General features: G+C 63.0%; 22 protein-coding genes. 11 read left to right on the forward strand and 11 right to left on the reverse strand.

Annotated elements, in window-relative coordinates:
- Window positions 1–40 precede the first annotated feature (40 nt).
- The 4 genes from GGC65_RS20890 (at window position 41) to GGC65_RS20905 (ending at window position 4116) form a co-directional block, all read left to right on the forward strand.
- Window positions 41–1480, forward strand: coding sequence for an acyclic terpene utilization AtuA family protein (locus tag GGC65_RS20890; protein WP_318780207.1), 1440 nt, complete (start codon window positions 41–43; stop codon window positions 1478–1480).
- Window positions 1473–1784, forward strand: a complete 312-nt coding sequence (locus tag GGC65_RS20895; RefSeq protein WP_192648911.1) for a DUF4387 domain-containing protein — start codon at window positions 1473–1475, stop codon at window positions 1782–1784. Before GGC65_RS20890 ends, GGC65_RS20895 begins: the two co-directional genes overlap by 8 nt.
- 114 nt (window positions 1785–1898) lie before the next feature.
- Complete coding sequence (locus GGC65_RS20900; RefSeq protein ID WP_192648912.1) at window positions 1899–3197, forward strand: CitMHS family transporter; 1299 nt, start codon at window positions 1899–1901, stop codon at window positions 3195–3197.
- A gap of 268 nt (window positions 3198–3465) precedes the next feature.
- A complete protein-coding gene (locus tag GGC65_RS20905) occupies window positions 3466–4116 on the forward strand; it encodes a hypothetical protein (protein ID WP_192648913.1) in 651 nt (216 codons plus the stop codon).
- An 887-nt stretch (window positions 4117–5003) separates the two neighbouring features.
- Here GGC65_RS20905 and GGC65_RS20910 read toward each other — a convergent pair.
- Together GGC65_RS20910 and GGC65_RS20915 are read right to left on the reverse strand one after the other, a co-directional pair.
- A complete protein-coding gene (locus GGC65_RS20910; protein WP_192648914.1) occupies window positions 5004–5465 on the reverse strand; it encodes a host attachment family protein in 462 nt (153 codons plus the stop codon).
- Between the two features lie 569 nt (window positions 5466–6034).
- Complete coding sequence (locus tag GGC65_RS20915; protein WP_192648915.1) at window positions 6035–6970, reverse strand: SDR family oxidoreductase; 936 nt, start codon at window positions 6968–6970, stop codon at window positions 6035–6037.
- A 337-nt stretch (window positions 6971–7307) separates the two neighbouring features.
- Here GGC65_RS20915 and GGC65_RS20920 point away from each other — a divergent pair, with 337 nt between their 5' ends.
- Window positions 7308–7718, forward strand: coding sequence for a GFA family protein (locus tag GGC65_RS20920; RefSeq protein ID WP_225941269.1), 411 nt, complete (start codon window positions 7308–7310; stop codon window positions 7716–7718).
- Window positions 7719–7923: 205 nt separating this feature from the next.
- On the opposite strand, the gene GGC65_RS23495 is transcribed toward GGC65_RS20920, so the two are convergent.
- The 3 genes from GGC65_RS23495 to GGC65_RS20935 form a co-directional block, all read right to left on the reverse strand.
- Window positions 7924–8121 (reverse strand): hypothetical protein, encoded by a 198-nt coding sequence (locus GGC65_RS23495; protein ID WP_225940944.1) that lies wholly within the window; start codon window positions 8119–8121, stop codon window positions 7924–7926.
- A gap of 430 nt (window positions 8122–8551) precedes the next feature.
- The gene (locus GGC65_RS20930; RefSeq protein ID WP_192648917.1) at window positions 8552–8965 is read right to left on the reverse strand and encodes an ATP-binding protein; all 414 of its coding nucleotides are present in this window, start codon (window positions 8963–8965) and stop codon (window positions 8552–8554) included.
- Between the two features lie 39 nt (window positions 8966–9004).
- Window positions 9005–9700 (reverse strand): type 1 glutamine amidotransferase domain-containing protein, encoded by a 696-nt coding sequence (locus GGC65_RS20935; protein WP_192648918.1) that lies wholly within the window; start codon window positions 9698–9700, stop codon window positions 9005–9007.
- 267 nt (window positions 9701–9967) lie between these two features.
- Here GGC65_RS20935 and GGC65_RS20940 point away from each other — a divergent pair, with 267 nt between their 5' ends.
- On the forward strand, window positions 9968–10879 hold the full coding sequence (locus GGC65_RS20940; RefSeq protein ID WP_192648919.1) for a LysR substrate-binding domain-containing protein: 912 nt from the start codon (window positions 9968–9970) through the stop codon (window positions 10877–10879).
- Between the two features lie 225 nt (window positions 10880–11104).
- Window positions 11105–11332 (forward strand): hypothetical protein, encoded by a 228-nt coding sequence (locus tag GGC65_RS20945; protein ID WP_192648920.1) that lies wholly within the window; start codon window positions 11105–11107, stop codon window positions 11330–11332.
- A 365-nt stretch (window positions 11333–11697) separates the two neighbouring features.
- Here GGC65_RS20945 and GGC65_RS20950 read toward each other — a convergent pair whose 3' ends face one another.
- Together GGC65_RS20950 and GGC65_RS20955 are read right to left on the reverse strand one after the other, a co-directional pair.
- A complete protein-coding gene (locus GGC65_RS20950; protein ID WP_192648921.1) occupies window positions 11698–12177 on the reverse strand; it encodes an Hsp20 family protein in 480 nt (159 codons plus the stop codon).
- Between the two features lie 226 nt (window positions 12178–12403).
- The gene (locus GGC65_RS20955) at window positions 12404–12589 is read right to left on the reverse strand and encodes a YdcH family protein (protein ID WP_192648922.1); all 186 of its coding nucleotides are present in this window, start codon (window positions 12587–12589) and stop codon (window positions 12404–12406) included.
- 354 nt (window positions 12590–12943) lie between these two features.
- Here GGC65_RS20955 and GGC65_RS20960 point away from each other — a divergent pair, with 354 nt between their 5' ends.
- A complete protein-coding gene (locus GGC65_RS20960) occupies window positions 12944–14140 on the forward strand; it encodes a glycoside hydrolase family 6 protein (RefSeq protein WP_192648923.1) in 1197 nt (398 codons plus the stop codon).
- A 9-nt stretch (window positions 14141–14149) separates the two neighbouring features.
- On the opposite strand, the gene GGC65_RS20965 is transcribed toward GGC65_RS20960, so the two are convergent.
- Window positions 14150–15172, reverse strand: coding sequence for a LacI family DNA-binding transcriptional regulator (locus GGC65_RS20965; RefSeq protein WP_192649662.1), 1023 nt, complete (start codon window positions 15170–15172; stop codon window positions 14150–14152).
- A 176-nt stretch (window positions 15173–15348) separates the two neighbouring features.
- On the opposite strand from GGC65_RS20965, the gene GGC65_RS20970 reads away from it, so the two are divergent.
- The 3 genes from GGC65_RS20970 to GGC65_RS20980 all read left to right on the forward strand — a co-directional run bounded on the left by GGC65_RS20970 (window position 15349) and on the right by GGC65_RS20980 (window position 21642).
- Entirely contained in the window at window positions 15349–17841 is a 2493-nt protein-coding gene (locus GGC65_RS20970) for a glycoside hydrolase family 3 protein (RefSeq protein WP_225940945.1), read from the forward strand.
- Window positions 17842–17863: 22 nt separating this feature from the next.
- Window positions 17864–20491: a TonB-dependent receptor gene (locus tag GGC65_RS20975; RefSeq protein ID WP_192648925.1), complete on the forward strand. Its 2628-nt coding sequence runs from the start codon at window positions 17864–17866 to the stop codon at window positions 20489–20491.
- 302 nt (window positions 20492–20793) lie between these two features.
- On the forward strand, window positions 20794–21642 hold the full coding sequence (locus tag GGC65_RS20980) for an alpha/beta hydrolase (protein ID WP_192648926.1): 849 nt from the start codon (window positions 20794–20796) through the stop codon (window positions 21640–21642).
- A 108-nt stretch (window positions 21643–21750) separates the two neighbouring features.
- On the opposite strand, the gene GGC65_RS20985 is transcribed toward GGC65_RS20980, so the two are convergent.
- From GGC65_RS20985 to GGC65_RS20995, 3 genes are read right to left on the reverse strand one after another with little or no spacing between them, the layout of a single operon-like run.
- Window positions 21751–22488 carry a PP2C family protein-serine/threonine phosphatase gene (locus tag GGC65_RS20985; protein ID WP_192648927.1) on the reverse strand — a complete coding sequence of 246 codons (738 nt, stop codon included), beginning with the start codon at window positions 22486–22488 and terminating at the stop codon, window positions 21751–21753.
- Window positions 22485–23498: a type VI secretion system-associated FHA domain protein gene (locus GGC65_RS20990; RefSeq protein ID WP_192648928.1), complete on the reverse strand. Its 1014-nt coding sequence runs from the start codon at window positions 23496–23498 to the stop codon at window positions 22485–22487. Before GGC65_RS20990 ends, GGC65_RS20985 begins: the two co-directional genes overlap by 4 nt.
- 11 nt (window positions 23499–23509) lie before the next feature.
- Window positions 23510–25204 carry a serine/threonine-protein kinase gene (locus GGC65_RS20995; protein ID WP_192648929.1) on the reverse strand — a complete coding sequence of 565 codons (1695 nt, stop codon included), beginning with the start codon at window positions 25202–25204 and terminating at the stop codon, window positions 23510–23512.
- Between the last annotated feature and the right edge of the window lie 27 nt (window positions 25205–25231).

Consider the following 25231-nt stretch of genomic DNA (forward strand, 5'->3'; position numbering starts at 1 on the left):
CGCCGGTCCACGACGATTTGATGATGAAGGAGCGTAAAGCGTGACAGAACAGCCGCCAGCCGCCGACGCGTTCGCCGGCCCGATCAAGGTGCTTGTGCCGTGCGGCTCGCTCGGCGCGGGGGTGCGCGAAAGCGAGATCGCCTATGGCATAGCGGCGGGCGCGCATGTGATCGCGTCGGATGCCGGATCGACCGACAGCGGCGCTGCCTATCTGGCGCTCGGCAAGTCGAAGAACAGTCGCGGCGCGGTCAAGCGTGACCTCGAGATTTTGATGCGGGCGCAGGCCGAACATGGCATTCCGATCATCATCGGAACCTCGGGGCAGGCGGGGGGGGACCTCAACCTTCAATGGACGCGCGAGATCGTCGAGGAGGTCGCGGCCGAGCTCGGAACGGCGCCGAAGATTGCGCTCATTCATTGCGAACAGGACAAGGCGACGATCAAGCAGCTCAACGCCGCAGGCCGTATCCAACCCCTGCCGCCGCTCGGCCCGCTGGAGGACGAGGCCATCGACCAGTGCGAACATATCGTCGCCGCGCTCGGCGTCGAACATTTTATCGCCGCGCTCGACGGCGGCGCCGACATCATCCTCGGCGGACGATCGACCGATACCGCGGTGCTCGCTTGCTATCCGATCTGGAAAGGAGCGCCGTGGGGGCCGGCGTGGCACGCGGGCAAAACGGGCGAATGCGGGGTGCAATGCTCGGTCAATCCAACGCTGGGCTCGGGCGTCATGCTGACGGTCAAGGCCGACGGTTTCGAGGTCGCGCCGCTCAGCGACGACAATCGCTGCTCGGTGCATAGCGTGTCGGCGCATATGCTGTACGAGAACACCGATCCCTTCCGGCTTGCCGAACCGGGCGGCGTGCTCGATGTGACGCGCGCACGCTATACCCAGAAGGATGAGCGAACCGTTTCGGTCATCGGCTCGGAATGGGAGCCAGGCCCCTATTCGATGAAACTCGAAGGCGCGAGCGCCGGCCGGTATCAGACGATGATGCTGGTCGGTATCCGCAACCCGGAAGTGCTGAGCGACATCGAGAATTTCCACGATAAGCTGCTCGCGGCGCTTTACGATCGGACACGCAAGTCATTCCCTCCCGAGGCGCTCGGCGATTTTCATATTTCGCTGCGCATGTACGGCTGGAACGGCATCGACGGCAAGCCGGTCGCGCCCGGCACTCCGCCGCCGCCCGAGATCGGCATGATCTTCGTGGCGACCGCCGATACGCAAGAACTGGCCAACGCGATTGCGCATGCGTGCAACCCTTATTTCTTCCATTATCCCAATGTAATGAACAAGGAAATTCCGAGCTATGGCTTCATGCTGAGCCCGGCCGACGTGCCTTGCGGCCAGTTTTTCGAGTTCCGGCTCAATCATATCGTTGCGCTCGACGATCCGTTCGAACTGGTCCGGATCGAATATGTCGATCTGGCGTCGGGGTCGGCTGCAGCGCAAAAGGAGGCGGTCCATGGTTAAGCTTCGCGACGTCTGCCACGAGATCCGGTCGAAGAACGCCGGCCCCTTCTGGGTCACCTTCGACATTTTCTTCGACGGGCCGGCCAACTTCACACGCTATCATGACGATCCCGCGCTGTCGGCCGACACCTTCGCGCGCCTCTACGGCGCCGACGCGAGCATGGTGAAGCGTATTCCGGTCGATGATCTGTCGATGATCAAGATTTCCTATCCGCGAACGTCGCCGCAGGGCGGCATGGTTGAGCGCGACATGCACTCGGGGCAGCAATATGTCCCGTTGCTCGACGTCGAACTGGCCGACTGACGACGTCGTCCAAGGACGGGGCAGGGGTGAGAATAGAAGGGCCGGATCGGCTCCCGCCTCCGCGACCGCCATTCTACAGCGGCCACGACGACCTTATTCCGGAGGATATTCACGATGACATTGGCCCTGCTGGGTTTTGCCACCGTCCTGCTGTTCATCTTCCTGATTATGACCAAACGGATGTCGGCGGCCGCCGCGCTGATCGCGGTTCCCATCGTTGGCGGCCTTCTGGCCGGCGCAGGGCCGGGGCTCGGGGACATGATGCTCAAGGGCATCGTCGACGTGGCGCCGATCGCGACGATGCTGGCCTTCGCGGTCCTCTATTTCGCCGTGATGATGGACTCTGGACTTTTCGATCCTCTGGTCAACCGCATCCTTGCCATCGTGGGGGACGATCCCATTCGCATCGCGATCGGAACGATGGCGCTGTCCTCGCTCGTCTCGCTGGACGGCGACGGCACGACCACGGCCTTGATCGTCATCACCTCGATGCTTCCGCTCTATCGCGCCATCGGGATGAATCCGCTGATCCTCGCGATGCTGCTGGGCAGCAGCAATGCCATCATGAACCTGCTTCCCTGGGGAGGGCCGTCGGCGCGCGCTGCCGCCGCGGTCAAGGCCGACCTCGTCCACGACGTCTTCCTGCCGTTAGTGCCGGCGATGCTGATAGCTCTCGCGGCGCTCGCTGCACTGGCGTGGTGGTTCGGAACGCGCGAGCGGGCACGGCTGGGGTGGCAGGCGGGCGCGGGCGCGAGGCCGGCGCCGCCAATCGCGACGGACCGCCCGGAGCGGCGTCCGCGCCTCTTCTGGTTCAATCTGCTGTTGACCGCGGGGTTGATGGCCGGAATGGTCACTGGAATCGCACCCTTGCCGGTGTTGATCATGGGGGCGCTCGCCGTGGCGCTCACAGTCAACTATCCGAAACTGTCCGATCAGCGCGATCGGATCGCGGCGCACGCCGACAATGTGGTCATGGTGGTGGTGCTGATCTTCGCGGCCGGGGCCTTCACGGGCATCATGGGGGGCACGGGCATGACCGATGCAATGGCGCGCGCAATGCTCGCCGGCGTCCCTGACACGCTCGGCCCCTATCTCGCACCGATCACCGCCTTGCTGGCGCTGCCACTCACCTTTGTCATGTCGAACGACGCCTATTATTTCGGTGTGGTGCCGGTGCTGGCGCAGGCCGGAGGCGCCTACGGCATTCCGGCCGAGGCGATCGCGCGTGCCTCGCTAATGGGCGGTCCCGTCCATTCCTTGAGTCCGCTTCTTGCTCCCGTCTATCTGGCATGCGGATTACTCGGGGTAGATGTAGCCGATGCGCAGCGATTCGCGCTCAAATATGCTGTTGGGATCAGTCTCGTCATGACCTTGGCCGCGATCATCACAGGCGCAATTCCGCTCGCCACGTAGCGCTGTCCGAAAAGTTGACGGACGTGCGATCTTATCTGGTGTTCGCTATTCGCGCTCGGCGCTTGGCAGATTGACTGTCAGCAACCGGCCAGGTCCGGTGGTTTAATTTTACCTGGCAGACGGGACGGGGAATGATCTTCGGCGGGGTAGAAAACTGTCATTCCATCGACCAACATGCGAATTCATCCGATTCGACGATGATGGCGTGGGGAGAGGCAATATCCGCTATTTAAAGATCGCGATTGCGGCCGTCGCTTTTGCATGCCCGATGACGGTCGCTTACGGGCAAGATGGTCACATTTGTAAAGCCCAGGCCTTTTCCATTATTGGGGGTCTGCATGCGCGTGGTATCGGTTCCGTCTCGCTGTGGCTTGACTCCACCTTCCAACCAACGTCGGCAACGCTTGAATACTCGTTGGGGGCACGCTTCACTGCAATTTGGAAGCTTCCCAAGTTGAAGGTCGATGATTCGGCCATCCTCAGTTCCATACGGATCGTCCCCCTCCGGCACGCCGCCACCAACAGCTTTTCGGTCACAGTCCGAGTTGACGACACCGTCGTTGCGACACGGAATTTTCGCAAAGCCGCGAATATTTGGACAGAATTTGATGAAAAAGGCCGGGCGTTGCGAGCGGGCGAAAATGTCGAGTTGATCAGCGACGCGAGCGCGCCTTGGATTGCCGATCTGAAAGGGCATCGAACCGTTGCTTATAGCGTCGTGGCAGACGGCCAAAGTGCCGGCGGAGACCTCATCTTGCTCCCTGACATGGCGAAACAGCGAGGCACGTTCAGGGCGGCACTCAATACAACGAAAGGGCAGGCGCGTCGTCGCGAATGCGGTCAGTTCTTCTCTGTCGGTAAGAGCCTCGGCATGCAAGCCATCGCGCCGACTGCTGAGGTCGGACAACAGCCAAATTGAGGCGATTGAAGCTTTCCCGTCGCGAATCCGCGATCGAAGTCGAAACGGGTGAGTCATGGCGGGGAGCGACGAGGCAGCTTTTGCTAACCTTACGTCCTTCGCGCGTGATTCTGACGAATGTCGGCTATATCGCAATGATGCCTGCGAGTTACCTGACCGCAAGCGACCACTTGTGCTCCGCGCACTCATCCAGCAAGCTCGGAAACGGCCGCAACAGGCGGACGCGCGCTCTCGGGGATTACATATGAGAATATTCTCGGCCGTCATCGCAGGCCTGGGCCTCGTTTGCTCCGCAGCCGGTGCCGCCGAGCAAATCTCGTACGACGCTGTCAGCGCTGCACCCAGCAGTCACGAGATACTTCTGGAAAATGACCGGGTACGCGTTTTGCGCGTTGCGATTCCCCCAGGCGTCGCGGAGCCCGTTCACGATCACAATTGGTCGAGCGTGATGTATTTTGAACAGGCGCAGCCCATCACGTATATTTCCTATACGATGGATAATGGCAGGATGACGGAGACATCCCGAACCGATGTGCCGGCCTCTGCCCTGTCAGGAGCACAGTCGGCGGGCCCCGAGGGCCTTCACTCGGTCCTTAACCGAGGCTTGGCGCCGTTTGTTGCAATCAGGGTGGAGTTGAAGGACGCTTCTCCAAGCGAATGACCGCGTCGACCGGGTTCCCGTCATGTCGGCTATCCCGTCCCCCGGATTTCGTAGCGGCCGGTCTGAAATCTTCCATCGATGGGCGTTCAGGCCGTTCAAAGATTAGCAGCAAGTCAAACAGTTTCGCTGGATTTTCTCGCCGATCAGGACGTGCCCAGCTTTTGCGCCTGAGCGGCGATTGCCATCCGGCGTTCTCTTAGTTGTATTAGATCCACAGGTGGATCTGTCAGGACGGCGGTGACGGGTCTCCGAGGAGGAGCGCTTCGATGTCCGATATCGGCCGGTCGGTCATTTCCTTGACATGTTCGCCAACAAGGCGGGCGGAAGTTTCCTTGTGCCACAAAGGGCGTAACTCGCCCATCGTACGCGCGGGGGCAATAACAACCAACGCGGTGATTTTGCCCGACAGCGCCATTGAATTGACCTTGTCCGCCAGTTCCCGAGCGAATCGATCTTCTTCCTGTTGATGAAAATCGGTTTCGTCCATCGTACCGCCCGGTAGGCCGGTCCCGGCGGGTGCGGGTGATTGGCCTGCGGGTCCTGTCTTTATCTCGCTGTCTTTCTTGTCATCACGGTCCTGGTGCGCCGTCGTTCGCAAGTCGATTTGGCGATCGTCGCCTCTGTTGCGCAGGAATAGCGCTTTTCGGCCATCGGCCACGAGGACAAGGGTGTCGGCGGGGAGGGTCATAATCTTGCTCCTTCTCTCGCGAGAACGCATGGAGCAGGCAGGAAGTTTCTCTCGGCCGGCCAGACTTACGCTTGGCCGGAACGTCCGCTTCTCTTAACTCCGGCCAAAAAGTCACCTGACCGCTCGCGGCCAGAATCAAATGCTTTCAGTAAGACGCGCCATCAACAAGACGAGACGGCAAATCTCGCCACAAAGCGGGTTCGAACATCCTGAGATTGACTCCCATGCACTGGTAACTGGGATCGGTGGGCATCCAGTGTGTCGTACAGCCACAGCCCTGGCAGTGCCAGGTGTCGAGTGCGCGATGACCCTGCTGCTAGGCTACGCCCTCTCCCTCGACTGTGACCGATTTCGGCGGGCAATAGTGCCACAGTCCGGCGATGCGCCGTCAAATCGAGCAATTGCATTCGCCGACTTCGGTTGGCTCGTCACGCAGTACCAACTGAACCCGCCCGCAATGGCAGCTGTCGTGGTGCTCGATCCTCGTCGCTCCGTCTGGTTCAAGTCGTTTCGAGTGCCGACACTTATGAATCCCGCCAGTTCAAAGCGATGGCCGACTACGGCCACCTTTAGCCGTTTACGACTGTGCCGCCATTCGGGTGGAGGACCTGGCCGGACATGTAGCTACTGTCGTCACATGCGAGGAACAGAAAGCTCGGCGCGACCTCATTCGGCTCACCCGGCCGCTTCATCGGCGTCGTTTCGCCGAAAGTTTCAACCTTGTTCGCGGGGGCGCCGCCTCGCGGATTTAACGGAGTCCAGATGGGGCCGGGCGCGACCGCGTTGACCCTTATGCCCTTTTCAACCAGATTTTCACTGAGCGAGCGTGTGAAGGCGGTAATGGCCCCCTTGGTCGCGCTATAATCCAATAGTCCGCCACTTCCCTGATACATCGTGATGCTTGTGCAATTGACGATGGCAGAGCCCTTGGTCAGATGGGGAAGTACGGCTTGCACCAGATAGAACATGCCGAAGATATTCGTTGCGAAAGTCCGCTGCAGCTGGTCGGGCGTGATATCGCGAATATCTTCCGCCGGGTGCTGCTCGCCCGCATTGTTCACGAGTATGTCGATGCGTCCGAGCTTTGCCATGACCTTCGATGCAATCTTTTCACCGGCGCTTGTCTTGCCGACGTCAGCCTTGATGAGAACCGCATTGCGCCCTTCGCCGCGAACGATTGCAGCCGTGTCCTCGGCATCGGATGTATTGCTCTTATAGACGATTGCGATATCGGCACCTTCGCGCGCAAAGAGCGCGCAGACCGCCCGGCCGATACCGCTGTCGCCCCCGGTAACGATCGCCACCTTGCCTTTCAGACGGTCCGAACCGGCAAATCGCGGTTCCCACTTCGGCGCGCGGTCCAGGTCCGCTTCCTTGTCTGTTGGCGCTTTCCGGATCGTTTTTCCGCCGCCAACTTCTTTTCGGAGCTTCGACGCGGCAACCCGTTTGCCCCGCTTCTCGGACGGGGTTTCTCCGATCTTGCCGACTTCTGGTTTGCGCGCCATCACATTCTCCATACTGGCTTGTAACGCTGTGACAAACCAGCGGGGCAGGGCGTTGGTTGCCTCTCCAAAAGCTTGGCCCCGCCTGGCGGCAATCGGTGAAGACGTCTCAAGCTCGACGGCGGGAGCAACCTCCGCTTTTCGTCACCTTGGTGCGAGAAACGGACTGACAAATATCGGCCGGGTTCAGCGGCTAGTTTCCGCAAGGCATCGAGGCAACTATACTCCGTTCTGCTAGTTTCCGACGCGAAAGGATCTGGCTATGCCCCTGAAGCTCGAAGGATCGTGCCGCTGCCGCGAGGTCCGTTTCTCCGCAGACAGCCACGCGCCCGTACCGTTCATGCGCTGCTATTGTTCGATCTGCAGAAAGACCGCGGGTGGAGGTGGCTATGCCATCAACCTCCACGCCGACAAGCGAACGCTAACGGTGAGCGGCGAAACCGCAGTCTTCCATGCCGACCTGGATGACAGGAAGGGGGGCTGCAAGCTCAGCTCGGCCGAACGCCACTTTTGTCCCAGATGCGCCAGCGCATTATGGGTGTTCAGCCCGGAATATCCGGATCTTTTCCATCCATTCGCCTCCGCGATCGATAGTGACCTGCCAAAGGCGCCGTCGAGCGTGCACATGATGCTCGCGTCGAAGGCTTCGTGGGTCGAACCCCTGATCGGACCCGACGATCTATGCTTCGAAGAATATCCCGAGGATGCGCTCGAGGACTGGCACCGGGCGCGGGACCTCTGGATCGACTAGCGCTTGGGACTGGAGCGACTGCGGCGGAACAGGCCGCTGCGCATCAACTGCATCAGTCGAGCGCCTCCTGCCAGTGCGGATATGTGACATAAGCGGTGACTGCGTGCTCCCCATGCGACGCGATGGTTACCCTCTTGCCCTTCGGCATGTGCACCATGTCGCTCGGCCCGGCAGAGACTGTGCAGGCCTCGCTCGAAGCCGACAATCACCCTTCGAGGACGATCATGACGTCGTCCACGGCGAGCGTGTCCTCGATTGTTTGATCAAGGGCGTAGCGCCCAAAGCCGATCGTGATCGGCGCGCCGCCGCGCTGGTCCACGACGTTTCCGGCGGAGGCATCCCCATTTTGATCCTTGGAACGTTCAAACATTGCATCAGCGAAAGTGAAGCTGCTCACCCCCATGGGATTGTCTCCTTATTCTTCAACCTGGCAGCTTTTGCTCATTTCGGTTCGGTTTCCGTCCTGGCCCCTTTGGCGATGGCACCGGGGTCAAGGCGCCTGTGGCCGCGGCCCATATTTCCAGATGGCCGCAACATCTTTATCTGCCGGCATCGGCAACGATCGGGATCGCGCAGCGTAGTGGATGCAACCCCGTCTCCTGAAGGCCTTTCGTCTCACGGCGCTTCAGGAGACGTGGCCGGTATATCGGCTCTGTTCTGCGCTCCAGGCGAGCGGCGACACCAAGCGGACCCACCTCTCCCGCATGCACGGCCCCGGTCACGTCTTCTGCTCCATGAGCAACTGGTCTTTCACCTGCGGACCGGGGATCGCAACCCCCGCACGGGCCGTGTGAAGCATTATATGGCGGCGCCATCGGGATGATCGGATGCGGCTATCTTGCCTCCATGGGCGGCGATGACAGAGTGGCAAACCAGTCCAATACCCATGTCGTCCGGCTTGGTGGTGAACAAGCTGTCGAGATCCGGCCCAGGTCTTCCAAGGCAATTCCGGCACCATTGTCGCGGACCGACAGGGATATCCCGCTGCCAGCGAGTCCCCTGGCGAGTTCGATGCGCCGGCTGATCTGTTCCGCCGACGCCAAAGCGTGGAGGCTGTTCACCAGAAGATGAGGGATGACCTGCTGAAACTGGACGCAGTTGCCAAGCATATCCGGCAAGCCAGGATGGAGCGTCTTCGTTGGCTTGATACGGCTCGTCTCGATGTTGTGGTTGACGAGCAGCAGAGCGTCTTCGACCACTGCATTGAAATCGAGGGCTACCGGATCGGGCAATTGCAGTGCAGCCATCGGGGCCGGCGTTTCAGCCGGCCCCTGGTTCAGGGCTTGTCAGCGTAGCGCTTGCAGCACCGCTTCGGCGAGAGGCGCGCTCGAGGCGGGGTTCTGGCCCGTGAGGAGATTGCCGTCCCGCACGACGTAGGCACCCCAATTCGGTCCCTTTTCGTAACGTGCGCCGTACTTGCGCAACGTGTCGGCGAGGAGCCAGGGGGCGTTGTCGGCGGTGCCGAGTTCGACCTCTTCCTCGTCGCTGAACGAGGTCATCGCCCGTCCGGCGAACGGCCAGCTTCCATCGGGGCTTCGCGTCGCAAGGAGGGCCGCCTGGCCGTGACAAACTGGCGCGATGAGGATGCCGGCCCGGTCGGCTTCGAGAAGGATGCGGCCCATATCGGGATCCTTGTAGAGATCCTCGACCGGACCATGTCCGCCCGGAATGACGATGGCATCATAGTGACGTCCGTCGACGTCGGCGAGAACGAGCGGGCTCGCCAGCCGGTCAGCGATCGCGTCGAAATAGGTATTGAAGTGATCGACGTTTTCCTGCCCGACCACGTCGGGGTTCATGCTGTGCTGGTCGATCGTCGGCGCAACGCCGCCGGGCGTTGCGATGTCGACGGCGCAACCTTCGGCGATGAATTTCTCGTCCATGACGACAAATTCTTCGGCCCAGACGCCGCTCTCATATTTCGAGCCGTCGGCACGCGTCCAGGTATCGGCGGCCGACAGGACTATAAGGATCTTGGTCATTGTTTTTCTCCGGCAGGTTGATCGTTGCCGATGGCCCCCTGCGGCCAAAGGCTGGCAGTGCGCATCGTCCGGACGACGCCTCGATCAGGACATGCGGAACCTCGCCGTCCGAACAGGGTTCGTCCGTGTCCATCCCGTTCGATGATCGAAGCTCTTCAGACCTTCGAGGCAGGTCTCCATCGTCTCGGTGAGTCCAAAATAGTCGGTTCGCTGGGCCACTACAAAGACTTTGCATCTTCAGTCGCCATGCCTAAAAGGCATGGCAGGATGGAGCTGCGTCACCTGCGATATTTCGTTGCCGTTGCCGAAACGGGAAGCCTCACCGAGGCGGCGGAAAAACGTCTCTACACCTCGCAGCCGTCGCTGAGCCGCCAGCTCAGAGACCTGGAAGCCGAAGTGGGCACGCCGCTTTTCGTCCGCGGCACGCGCGGTGTCGCGCTTACCCCCGCCGGAAGGGCGTTCCTCGACCACGCGCGGCTTACCCTTGCCCAGGCGCGCGAGGCGATCGCGGCCGCACGGCGGACCGTTCGTCCTGCGAAGGCGAGTTTTGCCGTAGGTTTCCTCACCGGGCATGAGGTCGAATGGTTGCGCCACCTCACGAGCGTGCTGAGCGACGAGCTGCGAACGACCGATTTCCGGGTCACCAGCGATTTCTCGCCGGCCATCGGGGCGGCGGTGCAGAGAGGCGACATCGATCTTGGCTTTTCGCGCATCGAGCCGCAGCCCGATGTGACCTACAAAATCATCGCGCATGAACCGATCGTCGTGATCTTGCCGCGCGGACATGGGCTCGCCTCCCGCTCGGAGATCGATCCGCGTGAAATCGATCCGCATGCTTTCATCGGCTACTCCGACACCCCGCATGTGCTCCGCGCGATTGTGGAGCGCTACTTCGGCGAGCGCGGTCTGACCATGGCACCCACCCACTTCCTCGACGGTTACGCGACGGGCATCTCGCTCGTCGCCTCCACGCAAGGCGTCACCCTGCTGCCGGCATATGTCGAGGCGTTGCTTCCGGCGTCGTTGGTGAGCCGGCCTCTCGCTGGGAACGGTCCCGTGATCGAAGTCGCGGCGGGTTATCGCGCCGACAACCCGTCGCCCGTGCTTGCGGCCTTTCTCCGCAACATCGACCGCCTGATATCCGCACGCGATGGCGACGCAAGAAGCCAGGCTGTTTGAGTTCGGACTGGCATGTCCGGGATGCCCGGCGCCTGGAATCGCGAGGCAATTTTTTGATGGCGAGCACGGGCGGGAATTTCTCCATTTGCCTGTCGATGAAAATCAGATGCCCTTTATCGATGCGCCGAGACCTCTTGACTCGACCCGGTCCATTCCCAAAATCTGTGTTCGCGGTGCATTGCCGCACGACGAGAAAGGATTGGCGACAAGGAAGGAGGCACGATCATGTCCGAGCCATTTTCCCGTTTTCTTCACCCCTTCGACGTGGCGCGTCATCCGAGCCTCGAGCCCGAGGTCAAGCGCGCACTCCTCGCATCCTGGGCGTCGGATCGCTCGGCGGTCCGCAACAAGCCCGCGCTCCGAAAGCCGCCGGGCGCACCGCGCCCCGTTCCCGTCGACGATGTCCTTGCGGCACTGAGGTCGCTCGATCGGGGCGGGCCCCGCGCGCCGTGACCGTCCCGACGCTGCTGCCGACGCAGAGGGGCGGCGATGGACCGACGGCCCCCCGAGCGACTTCATGGCCGGACGATCATCCGCCGCTCTCACGCCCTTTTCGGGAAGAATGATGAATTGCCGCCGGGCTTACCGGCGCCGCCGATCTTCTTTCAACGTGGCAGCGCCAGAGCGGCGTCGCTTAACCCGGTCCGGATTGCGCATGAGGCGCCGAGCGGCCCCTCCGAACGGCGCGCGGCTTATTTCCTGTGGTCGGCAGCACAGGCCGGACCGCCTGAGACTCTACATGCTGCGCGTCGGGCGCCGGCCCGGATGAAGAAAGGGGAGCAGCGCCGTCGGCGCGCCCCCCTTTGCTATTATGCGCGTTACGCGTCTTCGAGCGCCTTGTCCCTCGGTGCCTCGATCCGCCGCGGATTGTCGGGGCTGCCGCCGATCTCGATTTTGCGCGGCTTCATGGCTTCGGGAACGACCCGGTTGAGCTCGATCGCAAGCAGCCCGTCGGCGAAGCTCGCGCTGCCGACCTCGATATAGTCGGCGAGCTGGAAGCGCCGCTCGAACGCGCGGCGGCCGATGCCGCGGTGGAGATAGACGCGCGTCGCGTCCTCCTCGTCCGGCTTGCCCGAGACCGTAAGCTGGTTCTGCTGCGCGACGATCTCGATGTCCTCGGCCTTGAACCCCGGGACCGCAAGTGTGATGCGGAAGCGATCGTCGGCATCGCGCACGATGTCGAAGGCGGGGTAGCCGTCAGATGTCTCGCTGCGCTGTCCCTTCTCGAGCAGGTCGAAGAGATGATCGAAGCCCACCGTCGAGCGGCGATAGGGGGTGAAGTCAAAATCGGTTCTCATCTTCCAAATCCTCCTGAATGAAGCAATTCGGGCATGAGATGCGCCGGTACATAGAGCCGGCGCTCCCTATGTCCTTCGGACCCGGGAAACCCGGCGTCCGGGAAAAAATTAGGGAGGTATTTTCCGGTTTCAAGAGGACATGGCGTAGCGAAATATCGATGCCGTTTCGCTTGGTACGGGCATGGCCATGGTGCGGAGCCGCGCCGCGCGCGGCCCCGCGATCGGGTCAGGCGACGCGGCTGCCGCCGCTATCTTCGCCCCACGCGGCGATCTGGTCCTTGACCGCCAGCTTCAGCTTCTTGAGCCGCGCGATCAGCACCTCGTCGGGCCGGCGCTGCCGCGTTTCGCGATCGATTTCGGCTTCGAGGCGGGCATGCTCGCGCCGGAGATAATGGATATGTTTGCTGGACATCTTCGTCTCCATGCCAAGTTGAGGATGTTGCAGCCCGATCGGCTGCGGCGCCAATATAGGAGGGACGGAAGCCTGATTTCAACAGGTTGAGACGGTTTCGCTGCCGAGGGTTTCTTGCAATGGGGACGTTGGTGGGCATGTCTGCTTTTGCGGCATGTCGATCGCATGCCGACTGTCTCCAACCTGCAGGTCCTGTCGGTGCAGGGCCTGGCAGATCCGGCCCCTGCCGAAGGATCTCACAATACAGGGGCGTCACATTCAACTTGTGCAGGCTCGCGGTAGGTCATTATCTATCTGCCGGCCGCGGCGACCATTCCGGACCCGGGCGGACGTTCGTGCGTGCGAGGAGGCTCGATGAACCGTTCCTTGGTTGCGATGTCACTGACTTCGCTGTTGATGTGGGCCGTGCCAGCCCTGGGCCAGGCGCCGTCGCTCTTTGTCGATGACCGAAGCACGACCGCAATCGCTTCCGAAAGGCTGGAAGGACAGGACCGGGACGATGCGCTTCGGCTCTCGAAAATCCCGTCCGCTGCGTGGCTCGCCTATGGCTCGCCCGAGGCCGTGGAGGAGAAGGCTCGCGATATCGTCGACCGTGCCTCCGCCCGCGGGCAGCTACCGGTACTGGCGATCTACAATATTCCGTACCGCGACTGCGCCCTTTATTCGGCCGGCGGAGCTGCCGACAGCAGGGCCTATCGCGAATGGATCATCGGAGTCGCACGCGGGATTGGCGATCGCGCCGCAATCGTCATTCTCGAGCCGGACGGGCTCGGCGTCATTCCATGGCACCGCACCCTCGGCGGCGACATCGAGGGCTGCCGGCCGGAAGGGAAAGACGAGGGGGCTGCGACACGGCGATATGAGGAACTGCGCAGTGCCGTCGCTATTCTTTCGGAGCGCCCCGGGGTCCGCATCTATCTCGACGGGACCGGCAGCAGCTGGCTGGCGCCCGGTGAGACCGCCAGCCGGCTGATCAAGGCAGACGTCTCGAAGGTGGCGGGTTTCTTCCTCAATGTTTCCAATTTCGAGATCGACACCCGCGTCATTTCCTATGCGCGCTGGGTTAGCGACTGCATTGCCCTCGTCATGCGGGGCGGGCTCGATGCGCGCGAATGTCCGAGCCAGTACAACCCGGCCGTCTTCGACGACGAGAAGAGCTGGGGGGCGACCGACAAGGCCTATGATCGCCTGTTTTCGCGAACGGGGTTGGCGCGCGATCCATCGCGTCAGAAGCATGCCGTGATCGATACGAGCCGCAATGGCCGAGGATCGTGGAAGCCGCCGGCTGGCGCATATCGCGACGCGGAGGTCTGGTGCAATCCTCCGGACCGGGGTCTCGGCAGGCGCCCTTCGCTTGAAACGGGGAACCCCTATGTCGATGCCTTTCTCTGGATAAAGGTGCCTGGAGAATCCGACGGAGAATGTCTGCGCGGAACGCCCGGCCCGATCGATCCCGAGCGGGGCGTCATGGCCCCGCCTGCTGGACAATGGTTCGCGGCGCAGGCGCGTGAACTGATAGAGCTGGCGGAGCCGCCGCTACCGGCGCAGTGACTGCCGCGCCTAAACGGCGGGCGGCGCGGTCGAGGCGCGAACGAGCAATTGGTGCGCGTGATCGCGGCGCAGCGATCCGGGGTCGTCCTTCTTGCCGTCAAGCGCCGCTATCAGGCGATCGGCGGCGTCCCACGCCATTTGCCGGACCGGCTGGTCGACGGTCGTGAGCTGCGGCCAGGCGGTCCGGGAAACCTCCGAATTGTCGAAGCCCGCCACCGAGAGATCGCCGGGCACCGCAAGGCCGAGGTCGCGCGCCGCCGCAATTGCAGCCACCGCCATGTCGTCATTCTGCGCGAGAATGGCGGTCGGACGGGGAGCTCGCTCGAGGAGCTCGCGCGCCGCGCGGTAGCCGACGTCATAGGTGAAGTCCCCGGTGACGATCAGACCCCCGTCGATGGCCGCGCTCGCGTCGCCGAAAGCGCGCCGATAGCCCTCCATGCGGCCGAGACTGGCTGCATGCGACGGATCGCCGAGGATGATCCCGATGCGCCGATGGCCGAGCGACAGGAGATGCGCCGCGACAGCCTGGCCCGCGGCCGCTTCGTCCATCGTGACGACGATGCCGCGGTCGAGCTCGCTGTGCGGGGTAATCCGGCCATAGGGCAGCTTGTGCCGTTCGAGCATGTCCAGCAGCGCCGGCTGGTCGCAGGCGGGGGGGGCGAGAAGAACCCCATCGAGGCCGGCGCGCAGGAGAAGTCTTCCGAGTTCCTCGGGCCGGCTCGCGACATGATTGAACGGAAGCACGACGAGACGGTAGCGCCCGTCCTCCAGACGTCCCAGTGCGCCATTTTGCAGGTCGACGACATAGCTGGGACTCGGGCGCTCATAGGTGAGGCCGATTAGATAGGAGCGCCGCGCGATCAGGCTCTGCGCGGCGAGATTGGGATGATAGTCAAGTTCCGCCGCCGCTGCCTTGACCTTCTGACGCACCGCCTTGCTTACATGCGGGGCGTCGTTGAGGGCGCGGGAGACGGTCTTCGGCGTGACGCCGGCGACGCGCGCGATGTCGACGATCGTGGTTCGCTTGGAAATCTGCCCCTCCCGTCCTCGCGCAGGCCGCTAGACATCGCACGTTAGCGCGCAATTTCTTGGCCTCATAGCGCCTCGCTTGACTTCTGTCGATGCGAGACGGTAAACGTTGACCGGGAATCGGTAAACGTTGACATAAGAATTGGGGAGAGGGGATGATTTTGCCGCGCGGGGCTCTCATGGCGCTCGGGGTCACGTCGCTCGCGACGTGGGCTTCGGTGTCCCTCATCACGATCGCCGCTGCCCAGGCTCCGACCGCTGGCCCTTCGGCGAGCGCCGAGGCGAATCCCGATAACTGGCCGGCGCGCGCCGCGACGCTCGCGCCCGATCCGGCGATCGAACGACGCATCGACGAGCTGATCGCGGCGATGTCGCTCGAGCAGAAGGTGGGCCAGATCATCCAGGCCGATATCGGCAGCGTGACCCCCGACGACGTCTACCGCTATCATCTGGGCTCGGTGCTCAATGGCGGCAATTCCGACCCGGGTGGCCGCTACAATGCGCCGGCAAGGGACTGGCTCGCCGCGGCCGACGCCTTCTATGCCGCCTCGATGAAGCCGAATGGCAGGCTGCCGCGCATCCCGGTGATCTGGGGTAGCGATGCCGTCCATGGCCACAACAATGTGGTCGGCGCGACGCTCTTCCCGCACAATATCGGCCTCGGTGCCGCGCGCAATCCCGAGCTCATCCGCCGCATCGGCGCCGCCACCGCCATCGAGATGCGCGTTACGGGGCTCGACTGGACCTTCGCGCCGACGCTCGCCGTCGTGCGCGATGACCGCTGGGGGCGGACATACGAGGGTTTCGGCGAAACGCCCGAGATCGCGACAAGCTATGCCGCCCCGTTGATCGAGGGTCTGCAAGGCAAGACCGGCGACAAGGACTGGCTGCGCGGCGCGCACATCATCGCCACCGCCAAGCATTTCCTCGGAGATGGCGGCACGCACGGCGGCAGGGACCAGGGCGATGCGCAAATGCCCGAGGCCGAGCTGCGTGACCTCTTCAGCCCGCCCTATCTTCCCGCCCTCGATGCCGGCGTCCAGTCGGTGATGGTGAGCTTTTCGAGCTGGAACGGCGTCAAAATGCACGGCAACCGGTCGCTCCTGACAGGCGTCATGAAGCACCGCTGGGACTTCGACGGGTTTCTCGTCGGCGACTGGAACGGCCATGGACAGGTGGCAGGCTGCACGGCGACCGACTGCGCCGGATCGGCCGTCGCCGGGCTCGACATGTATATGGCGCCCGACGGCTGGAAGGAGCTGTATCGCACCACGCTCGCCCATGCGCGCGACGGCAGCCTGCCGGTCGCGCGGCTCGACGACGCGGTCCGCCGGATCCTGCGCGTCAAGCTTCGCGCCGGACTCTTCGAGGCCGGCAAGCCGTCGTCGAGGCCCTTTGGCGGGCGCTTCGAACTTCTCGGCGGCCCGGACCATCGCGCCCTGGCGCGCGAGGCGGTGCGCGAATCGCTCGTGCTCCTGAAGAATGCGGGAAGCCTGCTGCCGCTGAAACCGGGTGCCAGCATTCTCGTCGCGGGCGACGGCGCCGACAATCTCACCAAGCAGACGGGCGGCTGGACGCTGAGCTGGCAGGGGACCGGAACGAAGCGCAGCGATTTTCCCAATGCGCAGTCGATCTGGGAAGGGATCGACGCCGAGGTGAAGGCGGCGGGCGGATCAGCCACCCTGTCGGCCGAAGGCCGCTACAGCCGGAAGCCCGACGTTGCGATCGTCATATTCGGCGAGGATCCTTACGCCGAATTTCAAGGCGACCGTCCCGACGTCGGTTATGACGATGCGAAAAACCTGGCGCTGCTGCGCTCCTTCAAGGCAGCGGGCATCCCGACCGTTTCCGTGTTCCTTTCGGGGCGCGCAATGTGGGTCAATCCTTTCCTCAATGCCTCGGACGCCTTCATTGCGGCGTGGCTTCCGGGCTCCGAAGGCGGCGGCGTTGCCGACATGCTTTTCGGCAAGGCGGATTTTCGCGGGAAGCTGCCCTACAGCTGGCCGAAGTCGAGCGACCAGACCGCCGTCAACTTGGGCGATACGGATTATGACCCGCTCTTTGCTTATGGCTTCGGACTGACCTTTGCCGACATGGGGGACCTCGCTCCTCTGCCCGAGACCCGCGTCGGCGCGGCCATAGCCGACCCCGGAGTGCTCTTCGCCTCCGGAAAGCCCGGAAGCGGGCGGCGGCTACTGCTCGGAGCACCCGGTGCGCTTTCCACCAATCCAGGGTCCGAACTGATCGAGGCACGCGGCGCTGACCGCGCCGCGCAGGAGGATTCGGTGCGGCTTCGCTGGACCGGTGCGGGCCCCGCCGTCGCAGCGATCGTCCAGGATGCGCCCGCTGACCTGTCGCGTCAGTCGAACGGCGATCTTGCGCTCGAGCTCGAACTCAGGGTCGACGCGCCGCCTTCGGCCGAGGTCAGCCTGGTCATGGGGTGCGGGTCGCAGTGCGCCGGGGGCTTCCCCCTGCGGGCGATGCTCGCGGAGGCCGCGAAGACGGCCAAATGGACGCGGTTCGCGATCCCGCTTCGCTGCTTCGAAAAGGCCGGCGTCGACATGAGGCGCGTCGAGACGCCGCTCAGTATCGCCACGTCGGGAACGCTCGACTTTGTCCTGTCCTCGGCGCGGATCGTCTCGCCGTCGGGACCGGTACTGCAATGCAAATAAGACTGATAAAAGGGAGGATCAAATGAACAGGGACAAATTGATGCGCGCCGCGCTGCTGGGGCTGCTTTCGACGGCCGCGGCACTGCCCGCGCACGCGCAGGAAGCCGGGCGAGAGGATAGCGCGCGCGACGACCGTGACGAGATCATCGTCACCGCGAACCGCCGCGCGGAAAATTCGCAGGACGTCTCGGGCGTCGTACAGGCGCTCGGCGCCGAACAATTGCGTCAGGACGGGATCGCCGAGCTTCGCCAGCTGCAGGTCGCGGTACCGGGTCTCAGCATCGCAAACCAGGAAGGCAATGTCGAAATCTTCATTCGCGGCGTCGGCTCGGCGAACAACACCGAGCTTGGCGACCCCGGCGCCGCGCCGCACCTCAACGGCACCTATATTCCGCGCCCGCGCGGGCTCGGGCTGATGTTCTACGACCTCGACCGCGTCGAGGTGAACAAGGGTCCGCAAGGCACACTCTACGGCCGCAACGCGCTCGCCGGCACGCTCAATATCATCACCGCCAAACCGCGCCTCGGCGAGTTCAGCGGCTATGCGCAGGCCGAAATCGCCAATCGCTCGTCCTATGGTGCCGAGGGGGCGATCAATATTCCTCTGGGCGAAACTTTCGCGCTCCGCGCGGCGGGCTATTATATCAACCGCGACTATGGCTTCAAAAATGTCTCGACCGGCGCGCCGGCGAGCGGCCTCAAACCGGCGGGTCTCGAGGAAAATTACGCCGGGCGCCTGTCGCTGCTCTGGGAACCCGACGAACGGCTCAGCATCTCGATCGTCGGCGACTATGGCAAGGAGACCGGAACCGGCTATCCGGGTGCCAATATCTTCAGCGCCGTCGTCGCAAGCGGCCTGCGTCCCGACAAGCTCGATCTCAAACATGTCGTCTACCGCGGCCTCCAGGGCGACATGGAGAATGAGCTCTGGGGGATCCAGGGCAAGATCAACTATGATTTCGGAAGCTTCGGCGCCGAACTGACCGGCAGCTATCGCTCGGTCGATTTCTACCAGGTCAACGCGTCGAGCGACGGAATCGATTTTCCGGGACGCGACCTCTCGGCGGTCCAATATGACAATTATTCGGGCAATTTCTGGCAGACGAAGTCGAAGAGCCAGGTCTATGAGGCGCGCCTCTTTGCCAATGATGACCAGGCCCTGCGCTGGAACCTCGGCGCCTTCTATTTCAAGGAAGATCAGGCCGTCGGTTATCTCGCGCTCGCCGACCGGGGCTATTGCTGCTATTCGGCGACCGAGTTCACGATGCCGGATGTCAATGGCGAGAGCTATGCCTTCTACGCCGACGGTAGCTATGACGTCACCGATCGCCTGCGCATCCTCGCGGGCATCCGCTACACCGAAGAAAAGAAGTCGCGCTACGGGATCGGCGGCAACTGGGCGCTGACGCTCGGGGGCGAAAACTTCGATTGCTGTTTCGCAACCCGCGTCGGCACCGAAGGCTTCCGGCCCGCGCTGCTCGATCGGCCCAATTTCGATGTCAGCAATATCACCACGCCGCAGGGCATGGCGCAGTTCCTGATCGAAGGGGTCAAGACGCCGGGCCTTCGCGACACGCTGATCGGCCAGATCGGCGCGATCGCGAGCGGCACCAATCCCAATGGCACCTGCATCGACCGGCCCGATATCGACAATGGCTTCGTCAACTGCCCGGCGCTCAATCCTTCCGACCGCAATGGCGGCTTCAGCTATGCGAACCTGACCATCCCCGGTCAGCAGAGCGGCAGCTCGAAGTTCGATTTCATCGATTGGCGGCTCGGCCTCGAATATGACCTTAGCGACGACCATATGCTCTACGCCAAGGTCTCGACGGGTCACAAGTCGGGCGGCTTCAACGACAGTTTCAGCGGCTCGCCGATCCCCGAGACCTTCAGCCCCGAAAAGCTGCTGGTCTATGAAATCGGTACCCGCAACAGCTTCGACGTCTTCGGGCGCCGCGCGGTCTTCAACCTGACCGGCTTCTACTACGACTATTCAAACCAGGTCTTCCAGGACCTCACCTGCATCAATCTCGACAGCACCCAGACGCCGCCCGTCTGCAACGGCTATTCGCTCGTCAACCGCAACATCGGCGCGTCGCGGATTTACGGAGGGGAAGCGGAGCTTCGCTTGAAGCTGCCGGGCAACTTCGGGCTCGATATCAACGCGGCCTATCTCGATACCAAGGTGACACGGGGGACCGTCGCCGATGCGCGCGCGCAGGACTTCGGCGCCGGCGGTAATTCGCCGCTGATCAGCCTTGTCGGCAATCGTCTCCCGCTGGCGTCCAAGCTCAACGTCAGCGCCCGCCTCTCGCAATGGTTCGACGTGGGGCCGGGGCGGCTCGATTGGCAGGCCCTGTTGAACTATCGTTCGTCCTACTTCCTCAGCCAGTTCAACGAGGATGATATCGTCTTCCTCGACGGGACCCGGCAGAGCGCCTTTGCCGCGGGCTTTCCCGATCGTCAGAAGGGGTATGCGACGCTCAACCTCGGCATCGGCTATACGATCGACAATTTTCGCCTCGAAGCCTGGGCGAGCAATTTCCTCGATGAAGAGGTCTCGCAAAAGGCGCTCGTTGGATCGTCGCTCAATATCCGCTTCCTCAATGATGCGCGGAGCTACGGTCTTCGCCTTCGCGTGAATTTCTAGCAAAAAGGGGGCAGCCGTCCGGGCCGCGCAATGGCACGGACGGCTGTAATTGGACGTGCTCCAGCGGCCGCTTGACGCTCGCATCTCGCGACGAGAAGGCGCCTCGCTAGAGGCATTGCCCGACGCGACTGCAAACACGGTCGGCGACCGAAAGCCGGCAATCCGGAACCGGCCGGAGAAACGCGGTTGCCCTTCGCCGCGCTCTGCATCCAAATGCCATCGAGCGACCGTCTAAGAGCTGGTGCAGCTTCAGGCGCCTGGCAAATTTGGAGATAGTGATGCGATGTTTGCTCGTCGTGCCGATGTTTTTGATGACTGCGGCGATCGCCCATGCCGAAGCACGGGACGCGAATTCCGTAGATGGCCGCTTCGACATCGGCGGGCGCTTTATCCAGCTGACGTGTCTCGGGGCGGGCGCCCCCACCGTCGTCGTCGATGCGGGGATGGGGACAGCGCCTGCCGAAGATCCCGGGTGGCGGGTGATCGCAGCCAGGGTCGCCGAACACACCCGTATCTGTCTATACGACCGGGCCGGCCTTGGCGCGAGTGACGCGGCGCCCGAACGCGTCCGCACCAGCGCTGACGCCGCGGCCGATCTGCGCAAGGTTCTCGAAGAGGCGAAAGTAGCAGGGCCGTACCTCCTCGTCGGGCATTCGATCGGCGGATTGCACGCACAGGTTTTCGCAAGCCTGTATCCGGAAGACACCGCAGGGCTCGTGCTCGTATCGTCGACCCATCCCGACCAGATCGTTACCTGGCTATCGGTTCTGCCATCCCCGGTCCCGGATGAAGAAAAGCCTGTCACCGAGGCGCGCAACTTCCTGACGGCAATGGCCAAGGATCCGGCGAAGAACGAAGAGAGGCTCGACTTCAAGGCCAGCGCCGCTCAGGCGCGGGCGTTCCGCTCGCTCGGATCCAGGCCGCTGGTCATCGCGACCCATAGCGTGAATTACCGGATGGTTCCGGGCTTGTCGGAACCGCTCGCCGTCAAGCTCGAGGCGGCGACCCAGGCGATGCAGCGAGACCTGCTCGCCCGCTCTTCGCGCGCGAAGCAGAATATTTCCCGAACTGCCGGGCACGGCCTTCCGCACGAGGATCCCGCCTTCGTCGTCGACAATATTCTCGAAGCTGTCGGGATGGCCAGAAAATGATGCTGGCTTCGAGATCGTCCGCCTGGGATAATTTTCAAGCCGATGCGAACCGGCCTCGATCGGCCAGTCTGAGCCGCTTGCCCGACGCTGTGTTTCCTACGCCATGGCTTATTGAACCGCGATGAGGACCAGGCTCGCGTTGTCGCTGCCATCCAGGACCAATGCCTCGTCAAGAATATGCTGAGCGAGCAATTCGATCGGTTGCGCGGCGACTGGCCGCTCGCCCAGAGAGCGCGATACGCCGTCCGAACACAGCAAGATTATATCGCCTGGCAGAACGGGCAACGCGGCATGATCGATGCTCACCTTGCTCTCTACTCCAAGCGCGCGCGTGATGACGTTCGCCTGAGGATGCCGCATCGCGGCTTCGGAAGACAGCGCCCCCGCATCCACCATCTGTTGGACGACACTATGGTCGCGCGTCAGCAGTTGCGGGGCCCCGCTCCGGATCCGGTACGCGCGGCTGTCGCCTGCCCAGAACAGATCGAGATTGCCGCCTGCGATCAGCGCTGCCACGATTGTCGTACCGCTGCGCCTGTCTTTACAATCGAACCTGGCGAAAATCTCCGCATTTGCAGATTGCAGCGCACTCAGGACGCCATCGGCGCGAGGCACGGCCAATCTGTCGAGGCGATCGATCGCCATCTGCGCCGCTACGTCGCCCGAGGAATGTCCACCCATGCCGTCGGCGACCGCCCACAATCCACGCTCCGGTCGATCGAGAATACGGTCCTCGTTGATCGTCCTGACCTTGCCAACATGGGTTCGCGACACCGAGCGGATTGCGGTGGCGTCTTCCTGTTGTCCCGGAGAACGGCCCGCGCCAAAGATTCTCGAAAAGATCATGGCCGATCTTCTCCCCCGGCGACATCGGCCGCGCCGTACGCCTGAACGAAAGCCCGGTCGAGCACCCCCGATTTCCTGCCCTCGACTTCCTCGACCAGTTCGCGGTGCCGCCGCTCGAGCTCGTCGATCTGAGCCGCCGCCTTGTTCTGGAACAGGCCGGCTTTCACGTCAGCCAGCCTGGCTGGATCGCAGCGGTCGATGGCGGTGCGAAGGCTGCCGCGAAGTCCGGCGAAGGTCGAGACGAGGTGACGTTTGATGTCGCGAAAAGATGACTGAAGTGCTGCCGGACCTGAAAGGAAGCCGTGCGAGCCGCCGAGTATCAGATCGATCGCAAGCCTTTGCGTCGGTGCCCATTTGAACGGGTTATTGCCGGCACTTCCAATCGTCGTGAGCGTCATCTGGTAATGAGCGCGCGCCTGATCGCGTTCGCTCATAAGATCGCCCACGCCCAGCACCATCTGACGATAGACGCCGCCGATACGGCGCATGATTTCGACGGGCTCTTCCGTCGAAAGCAGCGATGCATCCAGTCCCGCACCCTCGCAGAACGCCTCGAGGAGCGAGCCATTTGTGTCAGGTTTGATCCGAGCAGCAGCACAGCCTTTGTCCGTCCAGTCACTCGGGACGTCGAGCGAGTCGCCGAGAGGTGGCGTCAGCACCATCGTCCGCGTCTCATTGCCCGAAATGTCGCCATGTGGCGCCTCTATTGCAACGATCCGGAAGTCGCCGAGCCGCGCGGCGAAAGGCAAGGCCAGGGCGATCGTCCTGTCTTGCGGAAGGCGCGCGCCGGTCGCTGCATCGAACATCCCGTTGGCGCCCAGCGAACGCAGGGTCAGGCCTTGGTCCGCGACTGCAAATTCGCAATGCGTGCGCGATAACGCGCATTGCGGATCGACGATCGACCAGTCGGCGCCCTTATCGCGGCCGACCCGCAGCAGTCCGTCACGCAGGAGCCGCGCGTCGACGGGGTGGACGTCGTCGCTGCTGTCGAAGAGTTGCAACATGTACATCAAATTGCTCCTCAAGCGACCCGGCGGATATCGCCGGCTTGATCATCCGCATCCGCGATCCGGGTCTCCAGCACCGACGCCTCCAGGTTTTCGGGCTCGTTCGCGAGGCCTGCCTCTGCTGCCGCGGCGGCGAAATTGAAGGCATCGAATGCATCGCCGAACTCGTCGCGTCGCCGGTGCGAGATGCGCAGGGCGAAGCGCGATGTCGCCGCTTCGTTCAGCGCGCTCCGGAGCCGTGCCAGCGGCCGCGTGACCGCTGCCCCGCTGAGATATCCAACGATGATCACGGTCGCCATGACGACGAGCGACAGCATCACAAGGAGGAAGCGCGTGTTGCTCGTCGCGGCCGAAAGTTCGTCGGTCCGCACGACGATATCGACTTTGCCGTAGCTGGTGCCGGCGTAATCGATCGGCCGGACGATGCGCATGCCCGAACCCTGGCTCTTGTCGGTATAGCTGGCTCCGGGCGTATTGCCTCCGGAGACCGGTCGTTCGGTCCTGGGCGGAGTGTAATATTTTCCGATCCGCCGCGGATCGCTCGCGGCGCGCACGACATTATCGGCATCGACAACCGTCAGCTGGCTTATCTCGCTGTCGTCGCTCGCGCTGTCTACGAAGGCCTGCAGCGCGCTCCAATCCTGCTCATCTACCGGCAAGCCCGCATTGTCGACCGCGACGACACCCGCGTTGCTCGCGACGAAGGTCGCGATCGTTTGACCGGACGTGACCGCCATCCGTTCGAACGCCTGTTCTTCGCGCGTCACGATGATCGATCCGCATAATGCAAGAACCGCGAGCGTCACCCCCGCAAGGAGGATCGGCAGCTTGAGGCGAAGCGACAGTCCGCGCCGCGCGGGCGTGCTTTCTTCGGTTGCGCTCAGCTCGCGCAGGATGGCGCTGCGCACCGCATCGCCGTCCGCGAAGCGCTGTTCGGGTTTCTTCGCAAGCAGCTTGTCGATGATGAAACTCAGCCCTGGCGGGCAATCGCTCGCCGCGCGTTCGATCGGCTCGACCCGTTCCTGCGCGATCTGGATTGCCAGCGTCGCCAGACCGATGCCGGGGAAGGCCGCTTTGCCCGTCACCATTTCGTAAAGCACGATTCCGAGCGAGAAGAGGTCGGATCGATGATCGACAGGCAGGCTCAACGCCTGCTCCGGACTCATATAGCGCGGCGTTCCGATCATCTGTCCGAACTGCGTGCGCCCGAGCGGGTCACCGCTGCCATCGGAGTCCGGCTCGTCAATCCGCGCCACCCCGAAATCGACGAGTTTCGCGGTGCGTCCATCACTTGAGAGCAATATGTTGGACGGTTTGACGTCACGGTGGACGACACCGGTCCGGTGCGCATAGGCGAGCGCCCCGGCGAGCTGCTGCCCGAGCTTGAGCACGCGTTCATATGGCATTCGGCCATTTATCTGGAGATGGGCGTCGAGAGGCTGCCCCTCGACGAGTTCCATGGCGATATAGGCGACGCCTTTCTCTTCCCCGACTTCGTAGATAGTCGCGATATTCGGATGGCTGAGGACGCCCGCGGCCCGGGCCTCGCGCAGGAACCGAACGTTGAGCGCGGCGTTGCGCGCATATTCGGGTTTGAGCACCTTGATGGCGACCTTGCGTCCGATGCTCGGGTCGACCGCCCGATAGACATCCGCCATCGCACCCTCGCCGAGACGGCCGTTGATCTGGTAGCGTCCTAGCGTGTTCATCGGACAGGCCCCTCTCGATGCGGTTGC

The organism is Sphingopyxis sp. OAS728 (genome assembly GCF_014873485.1).
Classification (GTDB): domain Bacteria; phylum Pseudomonadota; class Alphaproteobacteria; order Sphingomonadales; family Sphingomonadaceae; genus Sphingopyxis.

Coding starts and splice junctions, on each gene's coding strand:
- GGC65_RS20895 (WP_192648911.1), top strand. CDS start 1,473: ATGGTTAAGCTTCGCGACGTCTGCCACGAGATCCGGTCGAAGAACGCC.
- GGC65_RS20900 (WP_192648912.1), top strand. CDS start 1,899: ATGACATTGGCCCTGCTGGGTTTTGCCACCGTCCTGCTGTTCATCTTC.
- GGC65_RS20905 (WP_192648913.1), top strand. CDS start 3,466: ATGACGGTCGCTTACGGGCAAGATGGTCACATTTGTAAAGCCCAGGCC.
- GGC65_RS20910 (WP_192648914.1), bottom strand. CDS start 5,465: ATGACCCTCCCCGCCGACACCCTTGTCCTCGTGGCCGATGGCCGAAAA.
- GGC65_RS20915 (WP_192648915.1), bottom strand. CDS start 6,970: ATGGCGCGCAAACCAGAAGTCGGCAAGATCGGAGAAACCCCGTCCGAG.
- GGC65_RS20920 (WP_225941269.1), top strand. CDS start 7,308: ATGCGCTGCTATTGTTCGATCTGCAGAAAGACCGCGGGTGGAGGTGGC.
- GGC65_RS23495 (WP_225940944.1), bottom strand. CDS start 8,121: ATGGGGGTGAGCAGCTTCACTTTCGCTGATGCAATGTTTGAACGTTCC.
- GGC65_RS20930 (WP_192648917.1), bottom strand. CDS start 8,965: ATGGCTGCACTGCAATTGCCCGATCCGGTAGCCCTCGATTTCAATGCA.
- GGC65_RS20935 (WP_192648918.1), bottom strand. CDS start 9,700: ATGACCAAGATCCTTATAGTCCTGTCGGCCGCCGATACCTGGACGCGT.
- GGC65_RS20940 (WP_192648919.1), top strand. CDS start 9,968: ATGGAGCTGCGTCACCTGCGATATTTCGTTGCCGTTGCCGAAACGGGA.
- GGC65_RS20945 (WP_192648920.1), top strand. CDS start 11,105: ATGTCCGAGCCATTTTCCCGTTTTCTTCACCCCTTCGACGTGGCGCGT.
- GGC65_RS20950 (WP_192648921.1), bottom strand. CDS start 12,177: ATGAGAACCGATTTTGACTTCACCCCCTATCGCCGCTCGACGGTGGGC.
- GGC65_RS20955 (WP_192648922.1), bottom strand. CDS start 12,589: ATGTCCAGCAAACATATCCATTATCTCCGGCGCGAGCATGCCCGCCTC.
- GGC65_RS20960 (WP_192648923.1), top strand. CDS start 12,944: ATGAACCGTTCCTTGGTTGCGATGTCACTGACTTCGCTGTTGATGTGG.
- GGC65_RS20970 (WP_225940945.1), top strand. CDS start 15,349: ATGGCGCTCGGGGTCACGTCGCTCGCGACGTGGGCTTCGGTGTCCCTC.
- GGC65_RS20975 (WP_192648925.1), top strand. CDS start 17,864: ATGAACAGGGACAAATTGATGCGCGCCGCGCTGCTGGGGCTGCTTTCG.
- GGC65_RS20980 (WP_192648926.1), top strand. CDS start 20,794: ATGTTTTTGATGACTGCGGCGATCGCCCATGCCGAAGCACGGGACGCG.
- GGC65_RS20985 (WP_192648927.1), bottom strand. CDS start 22,488: ATGATCTTTTCGAGAATCTTTGGCGCGGGCCGTTCTCCGGGACAACAG.
- GGC65_RS20990 (WP_192648928.1), bottom strand. CDS start 23,498: ATGTACATGTTGCAACTCTTCGACAGCAGCGACGACGTCCACCCCGTC.
- GGC65_RS20995 (WP_192648929.1), bottom strand. CDS start 25,204: ATGAACACGCTAGGACGCTACCAGATCAACGGCCGTCTCGGCGAGGGT.